Genomic DNA, 14,099 nt, shown 5'->3' on the forward strand with positions numbered 1-14,099 from the left:
GCGGGTTGTAGCCAGACTACAAGAAACTTCAGGGTACAAAAAAAACCGGCCCTGGATAGGGCCGGTTTCTTAAGGATTAAGCTAAAATTCAGTTCAGAATCAAGCGCATGCTGCGATGCGGTATGCCGGCATCGAGAAACTCGTCGCCGTAAGCCGTGAAGCCGAGACGTTGATAGAATTCCAGCGCATGGGTCTGAGCATCCAGTAGCACTTCAGCGTGGCCAGCCTGACGCGCAGCATGGATGACCGCTTCCATCAGGCGTTGGCCAAGCCCCAGCCCGCGTGCTTCGGAGAGAATGGCGACACGGCCGACATGGCCGCCCGGCAATAGACGGGCCGTGCCGACGGTGCGGCCATCCAGATGCACGAGGAAGTGTTCGCAGGCGTCGTCGCGCCCGTCCCACTCCTCCTCCCGCGGTACCTGCTGTTCCTCGATGAACACGACGCGGCGGATCTCGCTGGCCTCGTTGCCCAACGTCTGCCAGTCGCCCCGTTCCAGGCTGATCATGGCGTCACTCATTCTTCATCGTCCTCTTCGTCCTGAAGGTCACATTCCAGTATCAGGCTGCCGCGGTTGATCAGCGCCGTCAGCAGGCTGGCCACGGCACTGCGATCAAGGTCTGCCGTGGTGTAGTCAAGCAACACCGCGGTAAGGCGCTGATCGGAGGCCAACGCTTCCGCCAGCGGCTGGGGGGCCAGGATACCATCGCCATCGACGAACAGCGTGCTGTTGCCATCTTCGCCGTGACGGAAGGCGAAGCGTGATCCAAGAGAGCGCACCAGTACGCCTTCATCTTCCAGATACTCGACCAGCTCATGCGTCTTGAGGGCCGGTTCGCGAGCGGCGAGCTGCTCCAGGTACTTGGGCTGGGTCATGTAGCGGCCGAACCACTGCGCCAGCTGGGTCGGGTTATCCAGCGTACTGAGCAGCAATTCGCGCACACGCTCGAGCGAGGCGTCGTCCAGCTCGCCGGCATTGGCGACCGGTGCCATGCCCTGGTCACGGTAGCGCAGCGATTCCGGCAGGCTGGCACCCAGATAGTCGGCGTAGGAGGTGACGACTTCATCGGCGGAAGGCGCGCGGAAGCCGACGGAGATGGTCATGCAGTCATCGGACTGGCTGACACCGTGGTGCGCCAGGCGCGGCGGTACGTAGAGCATGTCGCCGGGTTCCAGCACCCAGTCCTCGCCCGGCGTGACCTCGAAGTGCTTGAGGATGCGCAGGTCGATGCCATCGATGATCTCGGCGTCGTCTGTGTGCATGCCGCCCAGCTGCCAATGACGCTGGCCTTGGGCCTGCAGCAGGAAGACATCGTAGTTGTCCAGGTGCGGGCCGACGCTGCCGCCGGTCGGCGCGTAGCTGATCATGATGTCATCGAGGCGCCAGCGCGGCAGGAAGGTGAAGGGCTCGAACAGCGCGGCGACGTCGGGGACGTAGTGATCCACCGCCTGCACCAGCAGGCTCCACTGGCTGTCGTCCTTGGCGTCGAGACGCGCGAAGGTCGCCTCATCGAAGGGGCCGTGGCTGACCTGCCAGGGCTTGTCCGGGCCGTTTTCCTCGACCAGACGCGCTTCGATGCCATCCTCACAGGCCAGACCGGCCAGTTCATCGGCTTCCAGCGGCGTCTCGAAGTCTGCGAAGGCCCCGCGGATCAGCAGCGGCTTCTGCTGCCAGTAATCGCGCAGGAATTCGCGGATGCTCAGGCCGCCCAACAGCGCCAGAGGCGTGTCGGTGTCGCGGGGGGCGGGGGATGTGCTCATGCAGAACCTCTCGAACGCGAACGGCAGCCTGTCAGGGGGCGGCGGTCTCGCGATGACGTCGTTGAAGCCGTTTTGCCGGATGGCAGAAGGCGATGCGTTCCATGCCGAGCCTTGAGAGCGTGGCATGTCGTGCCCACTGACGAAGAACGTCAGTGGTCGTGAATCCAGGGTGTCATTCAGCGTGCTGCGTGTTGCATGCGTCCAATGCGCAATGCATGACGCCGGAGCAAAGGCCCCGGCGTCCAAAGATTTGCAGTGACCTGCGCCGCTTAGAGCGCCTTGGCCTGTGCAATGGCGTTGCCGATGTAGCTGGCCGGGCTTAGTGCCTTCAGCTCGGTCTTGACGTCTTCCGGCAGTTCCAGCGTCTCGATGAAGGCGGCGAAACCGGCCTGGTCGATACGCTTGCCACGGGTCAGCTCCTTGAGCTTCTCGTAGGGCTTCTCGATGCCGTAACGACGCATGACGGTCTGGATCGGCTCGGCCAGCACTTCCCAGCTGTTGTCCAGGTCGGCGTTCAGACGCTCCGGGTTGGCTTCCAGCTTGCTGATGCCTTTCAGGGTCGCCTGGTAGGCGATCAGACCCTGCGCCAGGCCGGTGCCCAGGTTGCGCAGCACGGTGGAGTCGGTCAGATCACGCTGCCAGCGGGAGATCGGCAGCTTCTGTGCCAGATGGCCCAGCACGGCGTTGGCGATGCCCAGATTGCCTTCGGAGTTCTCGAAGTCGATCGGGTTGACCTTGTGCGGCATGGTGGAGGAGCCGATCTCGCCGGCCACGGTGCGCTGCTTGAAGTAACCCAGCGAGATGTAGCCCCAGACGTCACGATCGAAGTCGATCAGGATGGTGTTGAAGCGGCAGATGGCATCGAACAGCTCGGCGATGTAGTCGTGCGGCTCGATCTGGGTGGTGTACGGGTTGAAGGTCAACCCGAGGCTCTCGACGAAGGTTTCGGCGTTGGCCGCCCAGTCGATGGCCGGATAGGTGGTCAGGTGGGCGTTGTAGTTGCCCACGGCACCGTTGATCTTGCCGAGCATCTCGATGCGTTCGATCTGCGCCAGCTGACGACGCAGACGCGCGGCGACGTTGGCCATTTCCTTGCCGAGGGTGGTCGGGCTGGCAGTCTGACCGTGGGTGCGCGACAGCATCGGCTGTTCGGCGTGCTGGTGGGCCAGCGCGACGATCGCTTCGGTCACTTCACGCATCTGCGGCAGCAGCACCTTGTCCAGGCCGCCACGCAGCATCAGGGCGTGAGACAGATTGTTGATGTCTTCACTGGTGCAGGCGAAGTGGATGAACTCGGTGACGGCGTTGAGTTCGGCGTTGCTCTCGACCTTTTCCTTCAGGAAGTACTCGACCGCCTTCACGTCGTGGTTGGTGGTGCGTTCGATGTCCTTGATGCGCTGGGCATCCTCGACACTGAATTCACTGACGATGCTATCCAGCACGGCGTTGGCATCCGCGGAGAAGGCCGGCACTTCAGCGATCTCGGCGTGGGCGGCCAGGCGTTGCAACCAGCGCACCTCGACGATGACACGGGCACGGATCAGGCCGAATTCACTGAAGTGCTCGCGCAGGGCCTCGGTCTTGGCGCCATAGCGGCCATCGACAGGAGACAGGGCGGTGAGGGCGGACAGCTGCATGATGAGAATCTTCCGATGGTGGCAGGACATGACGCGCTGCCGGTTCAAGTGTCTCGGAGCCCGGTTCACGGGCTCCAGCGTTGTTGAAGCGAATTCGGGTGTGAATCAGGTTGCGTCAGGTGACGCGCTGGCGCGAGCTCGGCTCAGCCCAGCTGCTGCAATGACTTCTTGAGCGCGCTGCGCTGGAAGACCAGCTTCCAGCGACGGCCGCCCTGCTGGTCCCACAGCAGTGCGAAGCGCACGCCTGCCAGCAGGGCGCAGCGGATGCGTTCCGGCATCATGCGCTGCTGCAGCAGGCCGGGATCGCCCTGCACCACGATCCGGTAGCGGAAGGTGGAGAGGGTCTGCTGGTAAAGCTCGCCCAGGCTTGCGATCACGTTCTCGTGGGTCGGCCCGAAGTGCTCGGCCTGGCCCTGGATGCGCGTCAGGCCCGCGCCCAGCTTTTCCAGCATGTCCGGGTCCTTCTTGAGCTTGCTCATCAGCATCACCAGCGAGAAGCCGTAACGCATCACCACGGGTGAGACCTGGCGACGTTCCATCACCGCACTGACGGTGTCGATGCCGAGCCGCAGGCGGTTATGGTGCCCGCCGTAGATGGCTTCGAAGCTTTCCGGATTGGTATCCAGCGTGGCATTGACCAGGGTTTCCCAGGCGCGCTCATCGCACTGGCCGTGGCGGGCCAGCTCATCGACCAGTGCGGCTGCCTGGAAGACACCCGCCAGCGAAAGTGCCTGGCGGGTAGTGGTATCAGTGACGGGACGGATCGGCACGCTGGTCATTGCGCGGCGGACTCCTCGGGGCCAGAGAGCGGGGCGGTGGAAGCGCTGGCATCCGCCGCTGGAAGTTTCCAGGCGGCATCGATCACGCCGCCGCCCAGACAGATGTCGCCGAGATAGAAGACGGCAGACTGGCCGGGCGTGACGGCACGTTGCGGTTCATCGAAACGCACCTCGACACGCTGGCCGTCATTGACGATCAAGGTCGCGGCCTGGTCTTCCTGGCGATAGCGGTTCTTGCAGCGAATGCGCAGCTCGCCATTGGCGTCGGTCTGCGGCGGCTCGCCTGCGACCCAGTCGACGGATTCGGTGCTCAACGCCTGAGTGTAGAGCAGGTCGTGGTGCTTGCCCTGCACGGCGATCAGCACGTTGCGCTCCAGGTCCTTGGCGCACACGAACCAGGGCGCGTCCGGATAGCGCTTGAGGCCACCGATCCCCAGCCCCTGGCGCTGGCCGAGGGTGTAGTACATCAGGCCCATGTGCTCGCCGATGACATCGCCATCGGGAGTCTCGATCTTGCCGGGCTGAGCGGGCAGGTACTGCTTGAGGAAGTCGGCGAAACGCCGCTCGCCGATGAAGCAGATACCGGTGGAATCCTTCTTGCGCGCGGTGATCAGCTCATGCTTCTCGGCGATGGCGCGTACTTCGTGCTTCTCGAGCTCGCCGACGGGGAACAGGGTGCGCGCGATGGCCGCCTGCGGCACGGCGTACAGGAAGTAGCTCTGGTCCTTGTTGGTGTCCAGGCCCTTGAGAAGGCGCGGGAGGCCCTCACGCACGCCGCCACGCACGTAGTGACCAGTGGCGATCAGCTCGGCGCCCAGCATCTCGGCATACTCGAGGAAGACCTTGAACTTGATCTCGCGGTTGCACAGGATGTCGGGATTCGGCGTGCGACCGGCCTTGTACTCGGCCAGGAAGTGCTCGAAGACGTTGTCCCAGTACTCCGCGGCGAAGTTGGCGGTGTGCAGCTTGATGCCGAGCTTGTCGCACACGGCCTGGGCATCGGCCAGGTCTTCGAGGGCGGTACAGTATTCGCTACCGTCGTCTTCGTCCCAGTTCTTCATGAACAGGCCTTCGACGTGGTAGCCCTGCTCCATCAACAACAAGGCAGAGACGGAGGAGTCGACACCGCCGGACATGCCGACGATGACCTTGGTTCCGGTACCGGTTTCAGCGGTCATCAGTTCTCTCGTCACCCGCATGGCCGCGGGTTGTCACAAACAGGGGAGGCGGCAGACCCGTCATTCTGGCGCCGCTCGAATGGCCGAGATTATACCTGAATGCGGGGCAGGGATTCACCCCGCCTGCACCGTCTGCCGCGCTGGGCCGCAAGCGCCGCTTGAAAGCACGCCTGGCGGCTGACTTCCGGCGCGGGCGATCGCTCAATCGTGCAGCACATCCAGCGGGAAACGCTTGCCACGTTGGCTATCGCGGATACGACGGGTCACCAGCGGGCTGCGCAGGCGGCCCATGTCCTCGAGCTGCTCGATCTCCTCAAGCGACAGCCAGTGCGTTCTGACGATGTCAGGGTCCAGCGGCGTGCACAGGTGCTCAAGGGCGGCGGCCTCGAAACTGTGGGAGTGGAAGTGGGTGCCGTCCTCGGCCACGTGCACATAGAGGCCGAGATAGCCGGTGAGCAGGATGCGCCAGGCGGTTTCCTCGCGAACTTCGCGTTTTACGCCGTCGATGATGCGCTCATGGGGTTCGAGATGGCCGGCCGGCTGGTTGAACACCGTGCAGGGCCCGCCCTTGTCTTCCTCGACGATCAGGTAGCGCCCGGCGCGTTCGACGACACAGGCGACGGTGACATTCGGGGGCCAGCGAGCAGCCATCAGGATTTCCTTCCTTTCTTGGGGGATGAGGGGCGACGGGCGCCGCCGCCGGGTGTCTTGCCTGAACCTTGACCTGAGCCCTTGCTGAAACCCTTGCCATTGCTGGCTTTACTGCTTCTACTGCCACTGCCCCGGGGGCCAGCGTTGCCGGTGCGGCGCTCGCCCGGCTTGCCCGTCGCGCCCTTATGGCGTGGCGAGCGGGACTCGCGACGAGGTGGCGCTGGCATCTCGACTTCCTCGCTGCGCCATTCACCGGGTGCAAGGCCATCGAGCTTCCATGGCCCGATGGCCGCGCGGATCAAGCGCAGGGTCGGCAGGCCGACGTGGGCGGTCATGCGACGCACCTGGCGATTGCGACCTTCACTGATGATGATCTCCAGCCAGTGGGTCGGAATGCTGGCACGAAAGCGCACAGGGGGTTGCCTGTCTGGCAACGCTGGCGGGTCAATCAGCCTGACCTTCGCCGGTCGGGTCATGCCATCCTTGAGCTCGACACCGGCTCTCAACGCGGCGATGGCCTGCTCATCGGGGGTACCTTCCACCTGTACCCAGTAGGTCTTGGGTTGTTTCTTCCTCGGGTGCGCGATCTGGTGGGAGAGCGCGCCATCACTGGTGAGCAGCAGCAGTCCCTCGGAGTCATAGTCGAGGCGCCCGGCGGCATAGACATCCGGCACGTCGATGAAGTCAGCGAGCGTCTGGCGGCCCTGATCGCGGTCGGTGAACTGCGTCAGAACGCGGTAGGGCTTGTGAAGCAGATATATGAGAGACATGGTTTAGACTTTTGTCGCGGCTGCCGTATAAGCCTACTGTGAGAAGCGGCACGGGTGCTATACTCGCGCCTCCACTGAATCCATGACAGGGGAGTTATCAATGGGGTTCCAGAAGATTGTCGTCCCGGAAGGCGGTGCCAAGATCACCGCAAATTCCGACAATACCCTCAACGTTCCGAATAATCCGATCATCCCGTTCATCGAAGGCGATGGTATCGGTGTGGACGTGACTCCGGCCATGAAGATTGCCATCGACGCTGCTGTCGACAAGGCCTATGGCGGCGAGCGCAAGATTCACTGGATGGAAGTCTACGCCGGTGAAAAAGCCACTCACGTTTATGATGCTGACACCTGGCTGCCGGAAGAGACTCTCGAGGCTGTCAAGGATTACATCGTTTCCATCAAGGGCCCGCTGACCACTCCGGTGGGCGGTGGTATTCGCTCCCTGAACGTCGCTCTGCGTCAGAAGCTGGATCTGTACACCTGCCTGCGCCCGGTGCGCTGGTTCACTGGTGTGCCGAGCCCGGTCAAGAAGCCGGCTGACGTCGACATGGTCATTTTCCGTGAAAACTCCGAAGACATCTATGCCGGTGTCGAATGGAAAGCGGGGACCCCGGAAGCCGACAAGGTCATCAAGTTCCTGCGCGAAGAGATGGGTGTCACCAACATCCGCTTCCCGGAGAACTGCGGTATCGGCGTCAAGCCGGTCTCCGAAGAAGGTACCAAGCGTCTGGTCCGTCAGGCTGTCCAGTACACCATCGACAACGACCGTGAGTCGCTGACCCTGGTGCACAAGGGCAACATCATGAAGTTCACCGAAGGTGCCTTCAAGGATTGGGGCTACGAAATCGTCAAGGACGAGTTCGGCGGCGAGCTGCTGGATGGCGGTCCGTGGATGACCTTCAAGAACCCGAACAACGGCAAGGACATCGTGGTCAAGGACGTCATCGCTGACGCCATGCTCCAGCAGATCCTGCTGCGTCCGGCGGAATATGACGTCATCGCCACCCTGAACCTGAACGGTGACTACCTGTCCGACGCCCTGGCGGCGGAAGTGGGTGGTATCGGTATCGCGCCGGGTGCCAACCTGTCCGACACCGTCGCCATGTTCGAAGCGACTCACGGTACTGCACCGAAGTACGCTGGCCAGGACAAGGTCAACCCGGGCTCCGTCATCCTCTCTGCCGAGATGATGCTGCGTCACATGGGTTGGGTCGAAGCGGCTGATCTCGTGCTGAAAGGCGTCGAGAAGGCCATCGCCAAGGGTGAAGTCACCTATGACTTCCATCGCCTGATGGACGATGCCAAGCTGCTGAAGTGCTCCGAGTTCGGTCAGGCTGTCGCTGACAACATGGATGCCTGAGACCCTGCGTTGATCTGATGTCCAGGTATCAGGTTGCGTGACAGGTTTCAGCAGAAGGCCCCCGGACATGTCCGGGGGCCTTCTTGCGTTTGAGATGGAAGCTTCTCGGCTGCGCGCTCAGGCTGCCGCCAACGATTGCCACTCCTGGGCATTCTGAGTGGAGCGTTCTGCGCGGTAGCATTCCGGGTTTCATTGAGCGGCGAGACGCTTGAATGGGTCGTCAGTTGGCGACGCCTGACGAGAAGTGTCTGTCGCGTATGTGAGCGAAAATGCATGCAAATGCCCGCATTCATGTCAGAGCGTCGCGATGCAGGCATGAACGTGTACGCCCGGGCGTGCGCGACCAAAGCTTGCAACCAGATCGACAAGCCCCCATCTTTTCCTTATCACACCCACATTGAGACGACGTGGCAGCGCTTGTCCTTCTTCGCGTCGCGTTGAGGCAATCTGCTTCGTCACGGCTTGTGTTCACCGGATCAGCCCCTTATGTTCAAGACAGAGACATCGCGCGGCAGTCCTCCCTTACTGGAGACACTGTCGATCAGCAATCAGGCCCCGTCGGCTCAGGAACCCGGATACCAGGAAGACCACGAAGGAGATCTGGCATTCGAGACCGCTGAGCCTGAACTGGCTCCACCGCCCATGTACAAGGTCGTTCTGCACAATGATGACTTCACGCCGATGGACTTCGTCGTGGAGGTGCTGACCACCTTTTTCAACAAGGATCAGGAGCAGGCAGTACAGATCATGCTCGCTGTCCATCATCAGGGAAAAGGAACCTGTGGCATCTTCAGTCGCGACATCGCGGAAACGAAATGCCACCAAGTCAATCAATATGCTCGAGAGTGCCAGCATCCGCTGCTGTGCGACATCGACCGGGCGGAGTGATCCGTCCAAGACGCGGCCTAGAGGGGACTTGCCATGTTGAGCAAAGAACTTGAACTGACCCTGAACACGGCCTTCACCGTGGCACGTTCCAAACGCCACGAATTCATGACCGTGGAACACCTCCTGCTGGCACTGCTGGACAATGCCTCCGCTGCCGATGTCCTGCGCGCCTGTGGTGCCAATCTGGACAAGCTGCGAGTCGATCTTCAGGACTTCATCAATTCCACCACCCCGCTGATTCCGGAAGAGCAGGAAGACCGCGAGACTCAGCCGACGCTGGGCTTCCAGCGCGTACTGCAGCGTGCCGTCTTCCACGTGCAATCCTCCGGCAAGAGTGAAGTGACCGGCGCCAACGTGCTGGTGGCCATCTTCTCCGAGCAGGAGAGCCAGGCCGTCTACTTCCTCAAGCAGCAGAATGTCGCGCGTGTGGATGCGGTCAATTACATCGCGCATGGCATCTCCAAGGTCGCGGGTCACACCCAGACGCCCCAGGCGTCGGTCGAGAATGAAGAGAGCGAAGAGGCGAGCAGCGAAGGCGGCAACAATCCGCTGACCAACTACGCCACCAACCTCAACGAGCAGGCGCGTCTGGGCAAGATCGACCCGCTGATCGGCCGCGATGGCGAGCTCGAGCGCGTGGTGCAGATTCTGGTGCGTCGCCGCAAGAACAATCCGCTGCTGGTCGGTGAGGCCGGTGTCGGCAAGACCGCCATTGCGGAAGGTCTGGCCAAGCGCATCGTCGAGGAGGATGTGCCGGACGTCATCAAGGAGGCTGTGGTCTACTCGCTGGATCTCGGGGCGCTGCTGGCCGGCACCAAGTACCGCGGTGACTTCGAGAAGCGTCTCAAGTCATTGCTGGCGGAGTTGCGCAAGGAACCGAGCTCGATCCTGTTCATCGACGAGATCCACACCGTCATCGGTGCGGGTGCCGCCTCCGGTGGCGTGATGGATGCCTCCAACCTGCTCAAGCCGCTGCTGTCTTCCGGCGAGCTGCGTTGCATCGGTTCCACCACCTTCCAGGAATTCCGCGGCATCTTCGAGAAGGACCGCGCCCTGGCGCGTCGCTTCCAGAAGGTCGATGTCATGGAGCCGTCGGTGGATGACACCATCCGTATCCTCAAGGGGCTGCGTGGTCGCTTCGAGGAGCACCATGCCATCAAGTACACCGATGCCTCGCTGGAAACGGCAGTGCGTCTGGCGGACCGCTACATCAACGACCGTCAGCTGCCGGACAAGGCCATCGACGTGATCGACGAGGCCGGTGCCCACCAGCGCCTGCTGCCGGAGAGCATCCGCGTCGACACCATCGATACCGAGCAGGTCGAGGCGATCGTCGCCTCCATCGCTCGCATTCCGCCGAAGACGGTCTCCAGCTCCGACAAGAAGCTGCTGTCCAATCTCGAGCGCGATCTCAAGATGCTGGTGTTCGGGCAGGACGACGCCATCACCGGACTGTCCGCGGCGATCAAGCTGTCGCGTGCAGGCCTCAAGGCGCCGGACAAGCCGGTGGGCAGCTTCCTGTTCGCTGGCCCGACAGGCGTCGGCAAGACCGAGGTCGCCCGCCAGCTGGCGGCGTTGATGGGTATCGAGCTGGTGCGCTTCGACATGTCCGAGTACATGGAGCGTCACACCGTCTCGCGTCTCATCGGGGCACCGCCGGGGTACGTCGGTTATGACCAGGGCGGTCTATTGACCGAAGCCATCACCAAGCAGCCGCACTGCGTGTTGTTGCTGGATGAGATCGAGAAGGCGCACCCGGAAGTCTTCAATCTGCTGCTGCAGGTGATGGACCACGGCCGCCTGACCGACAACAACGGTCGCGAAGCGGACTTCCGCAACGTCATCCTGGTGATGACCTCCAACGCGGGTGCCGAGCAGGTGGCGCGTCGCTCCATCGGTTTCAAGCATCAGGATCACTCCACCGACGCCATGGAAGTCATCCGCAAGACGTTCTCGCCGGAATTCCGCAACCGTCTGGATGGCATCATCCAGTTCGGCGCGCTGGATCTCGCCGTGGTGCGCAATGTGGTCGACAAGTTCCTGGTCGAACTGCAGGCGCAACTGGATGAGAAGCGCGTGCAGCTGGATGTCGCTGACGAGGCGCGCGACCTGCTGGCGACCCTCGGGTACGACCCGGCAATGGGTGCTCGCCCGATGGCACGCGTGATTCAGGAGAAGCTCAAGAAGCCGCTGGCAGAGATGATACTGTTCGGCGACCTGTCCGAGTCGGGCGGCATCGTGCATGTCACGGTCGACAACGGCGAACTTCACCTGGAAACGGAAGCGGAAATGGCGTGATCTGACGCTCAGCTTCCTGCCCTGAAGGGGCGACATGAACGGTCAGTGCTTCAAGCACTGGCCGTTTTTTATGGTCGCCAGTCAGCAAGCTGTCCGCACGTAGCGAGCATGGAGTCGATTGCTCAAGCCGGACACGCGCGCACGTCAAGGGGCTCGCGATCCTCAAGGGGAGGGCGGGGGAAGCGAATGCGTATAGGGGGACGGTGCTCAGCGGGGATGAGCCGCCTGTCATCATTGAATGGGAGCGAAGACCTGATTGGCGTTCGGGCTCAAGACACATTCATGGGACAAGGCGGCATCATCGGAATACTCAGGCATACGCCATCGAGGTGGCGGGTGTCTCGCCGTGGAGGGCAAGTCTTGCAACCTCGATGCGTTCCGGGTCCGGGCGGAGGGTTCAGGCGGAGGTGACGCTGGTGCCTGAGGTGCCGGGAACGACCGGTTCAGCCAGCCGGTGTCATGATGATCGCATGCAGGTCCAGGACGTGCAGAGTGATCGATGGCATGGCAACCGGCAGGGCAGTCTGACCGTGCTTAGCGCGAACGGTAGACGATACGGCCCTTGGACAGGTCGTACGGAGTCAGCTCAACCTTGACCTTGTCGCCAGTCAGGATGCGGATGTAGTTCTTGCGCATCTTGCCGGAGATGTGGGCGGTCACGATGTGGCCGTTTTCCAGTTCAACACGGAAAGTGGTGTTCGGAAGGGTGTCGACGATGACGCCTTCCATTTCAATATGATCTTCACGCGCCATATAGGCTGATCCTCACTTATTACAGGGAATACTGCTGGTAGTTCCGAGCCGCCTCAGCACAAAAAGTGCCCGATTCGGGACTTCGATACGCGATATTGTGCCGTAAGGGCGGCGGCAAGGCAAAGTCGAAGCGCGATTGTACGCTCCTTGAGCGCCTGTGGGCAGTTCAGGAGGAAGATAAAAATCGGCTTCTTGCGCCGGGGCAACTTCCGGGAGGCGGTTGGTCGGCAGTCGGCGCTGTCTGGTGAGCTCCTGCTAGCTGAACGATGCTCATCTTGACGTTGTCAGACGCGCTTGCGTCGAGAGGGCGCCCGCAGAGCGCGTCACTCGCCGGGTGCCACTGACGCGCCTTGCTTGACCAGGCTCAGTGGCAGATGACTGTCGGTATGGTTGGCCGGTATGCGTCGCCGCCAGTGGCTGCCATCCAGATACTCGAGCGGCTGAAAATGCTGTTTGTAGTTCATCTTGCGGCAGTCACGGATCCAGTAGCCCAGATAGAGGTGGGTCAGGCCTTCGCGGCGTGCCTGCTCGATCTGCCACAGCACCGCGTAGGTCCCCAGCGAGCGCTGATTCAGTGACTCATCCGGGTCGTAGAAGGTATAGATGGCGGAGAGGCCATGGCTCATGCGGTCCATGGCGGCGACGGCCACCAGACGACCATCGAGGCGAAAGCTCACCAGACGGGCATAGTCATCGCGGGACGTGAGGAAGGTTCGATACTGCTCATGACTGGGCGGGAACATGTCGCCATCCGCATGACGACTGCGGATGTAGTGGGCGTACAGGCGATAGTGCTCGGGGTCGAAGAGTGCCGGCCCTTCTTCGATGACCAGGTCGGCATTGCGGCGCACGAGACGCTTCTGGGTGCGGTTGGGCGCGAAGTCGGCGATCGGCACGCGTACGGAAATGCAGGCACGGCAATCACCGCAATGTGGACGATAGAGATGAGAGCCGCTACGGCGAAAGCCGAGCAGGGCAAGGGCGTCATAGACACCGGAATTGGGCGCTTCCTGCGGATCGAGAAACAGCGTGGTCGCCTGGCGGCCTTCCAGATAGCTGCAGGCGTGCGGTACCGTCAGAAAGAAGCGCAGATCGCGTTGCGGTTGCTTGGGGGTATTGCTGCTCACCGTTGCATCATCTCCCTCTTGGAATTGCCGTGGTCATCATTCCCGGGCGTGCTGCGTGGGCCAGGATGTCAGTGACCACTTGCCCTCATGCCCTTGGCCAGTGGCATACTGGTCAAGATAGCTGATGAAATCGCTGCGGGCGATGCTGCGGGCGCCAAGACTTGCCAGGTGCGGAGTATGCATCTGGCAGTCGATCAATGGAAAATCCCGTGCCCTCAATTCCTGGCACAGGATCACCAGCGCCAGTTTCGAGGCATCGGGTACGCGCGAGAACATCGACTCGCCGAAGAAGATGCGTCCACAGGCGACGCCATACAGGCCGCCCACCAGAGAATCGCCCTGCCAGACTTCAACGCTGTGGGCGTGTCCCATGGCATGCAGAGCGATGTAGGCCTGCTGCATTTCTGGCAATATCCACGTGCCAGCCTGGCCATCGCGAGGAATGCTGGCACAGGCATTGATCACACCGGTAAAGTCGCGGTCGATACTGTAGCTCAGGCCTGCATTGCGCAGGCGCTTGGCGAGACTGCGGCGTACACGGACTCCCTCTGGCTTGAGCACCATGCGTGGGTCCGGTGACCACCACAGGATGGGGTCACCCGGACTGAACCAGGGAAATATGCCGCGGGGGTAGGCCGCCAGCAGCCACTCGGGACTGAGTTCGCCCCCTGCACACAGCAGGCCGTCGGGCTCGCTCAGGGCGGTGGAAGCATGCGGAAAGCGGACAGGGGCAGGGGGGAGCCAGGGAAGCATGGGCAGCCTCTTGTCGGTTCGGGAACATGCACGGAGCAATGGGCTCCTGGCGCCTTGGCGTCATGAGCGGACGTGAATCGGCAATTATGACGTCACTGCCATCGAATGGTTATGATAACCGGCTGAAGGTACATGGAAAAT

General features: G+C 62.0%; 12 protein-coding genes and 1 pseudogene. 3 read left to right on the plus strand and 10 right to left on the minus strand.

All coding sequences use genetic code 11. The features are described 5' to 3' along the window. Nucleotides 1–88: 88 nt before the first annotated feature. The 7 genes and pseudogenes from MKZ40_RS01560 to MKZ40_RS01590 form a co-directional block, all read right to left on the minus strand. Entirely contained in the window at nt 89–520 is a 432-nt protein-coding gene (locus MKZ40_RS01560) for a GNAT family N-acetyltransferase (RefSeq protein ID WP_175088430.1), read from the minus strand. Next, nucleotides 517–1,761, minus strand: coding sequence for a cupin domain-containing protein (locus MKZ40_RS01565; RefSeq protein ID WP_175088431.1), 1,245 nt, complete (start codon nt 1,759–1,761; stop codon nt 517–519). Before MKZ40_RS01565 ends, MKZ40_RS01560 begins: the two co-directional genes overlap by 4 nt. 269 nt (nt 1,762–2,030) lie before the next feature. Further along, a complete protein-coding gene (purB, locus tag MKZ40_RS01570; protein ID WP_166018922.1) occupies nt 2,031–3,398 on the minus strand; it encodes an adenylosuccinate lyase in 1,368 nt (455 codons plus the stop codon). Nucleotides 3,399–3,541: 143 nt separating this feature from the next. Beyond that, on the minus strand, nt 3,542–4,177 hold the full coding sequence (hflD, locus tag MKZ40_RS01575; RefSeq protein WP_175088432.1) for a high frequency lysogenization protein HflD: 636 nt from the start codon (nt 4,175–4,177) through the stop codon (nt 3,542–3,544). Next, nucleotides 4,174–5,355, minus strand: a complete 1,182-nt coding sequence (mnmA, locus tag MKZ40_RS01580) for a tRNA 2-thiouridine(34) synthase MnmA (RefSeq protein ID WP_175088433.1) — start codon at nt 5,353–5,355, stop codon at nt 4,174–4,176. Before mnmA ends, hflD begins: the two co-directional genes overlap by 4 nt. Nucleotides 5,356–5,556: 201 nt before the next feature. Continuing rightward, complete coding sequence (locus MKZ40_RS01585; protein ID WP_175088434.1) at nt 5,557–6,006, minus strand: NUDIX hydrolase; 450 nt, start codon at nt 6,004–6,006, stop codon at nt 5,557–5,559. A gap of 230 nt (nt 6,007–6,236) precedes the next feature. Then, nucleotides 6,237–6,776 (minus strand): annotated as a pseudogene (locus MKZ40_RS01590) (pseudouridine synthase); the annotation flags it as partial. Nucleotides 6,777–6,876: 100 nt separating this feature from the next. On the opposite strand from MKZ40_RS01590, the gene icd reads away from it, so the two are divergent. The 3 genes from icd to clpA all read left to right on the plus strand — a co-directional run bounded on the left by icd (nt 6,877) and on the right by clpA (nt 11,325). Beyond that, nucleotides 6,877–8,139: an NADP-dependent isocitrate dehydrogenase gene (icd, locus tag MKZ40_RS01595; RefSeq protein ID WP_043333852.1), complete on the plus strand. Its 1,263-nt coding sequence runs from the start codon at nt 6,877–6,879 to the stop codon at nt 8,137–8,139. 486 nt (nt 8,140–8,625) lie between these two features. Continuing rightward, entirely contained in the window at nt 8,626–9,027 is a 402-nt protein-coding gene (gene clpS / locus MKZ40_RS01600; protein ID WP_175088436.1) for an ATP-dependent Clp protease adapter ClpS, read from the plus strand. 33 nt (nt 9,028–9,060) lie between these two features. Next, nucleotides 9,061–11,325, plus strand: coding sequence for an ATP-dependent Clp protease ATP-binding subunit ClpA (gene clpA, locus MKZ40_RS01605; RefSeq protein WP_175088437.1), 2,265 nt, complete (start codon nt 9,061–9,063; stop codon nt 11,323–11,325). Between the two features lie 534 nt (nt 11,326–11,859). Here the strand turns inward: clpA and infA are convergent. The 3 genes from infA to aat form a co-directional block, all read right to left on the minus strand. Further along, a complete protein-coding gene (gene infA, locus MKZ40_RS01610) occupies nt 11,860–12,078 on the minus strand; it encodes a translation initiation factor IF-1 (RefSeq protein WP_024953359.1) in 219 nt (72 codons plus the stop codon). 323 nt (nt 12,079–12,401) lie between these two features. Then, nucleotides 12,402–13,205 carry an arginyltransferase gene (locus MKZ40_RS01615; protein ID WP_175088438.1) on the minus strand — a complete coding sequence of 268 codons (804 nt, stop codon included), beginning with the start codon at nt 13,203–13,205 and terminating at the stop codon, nt 12,402–12,404. 36 nt (nt 13,206–13,241) lie between these two features. Beyond that, on the minus strand, nt 13,242–13,958 hold the full coding sequence (gene aat, locus MKZ40_RS01620) for a leucyl/phenylalanyl-tRNA--protein transferase (RefSeq protein WP_175088439.1): 717 nt from the start codon (nt 13,956–13,958) through the stop codon (nt 13,242–13,244). Between the last annotated feature and the right edge of the window lie 141 nt (nt 13,959–14,099).

Origin of the sequence: Cobetia sp. BMC6 (assembly GCF_029991385.1) — a bacterium.
In the GTDB taxonomy this organism is placed as follows: Bacteria; Pseudomonadota; Gammaproteobacteria; order Pseudomonadales; family Halomonadaceae; genus Cobetia.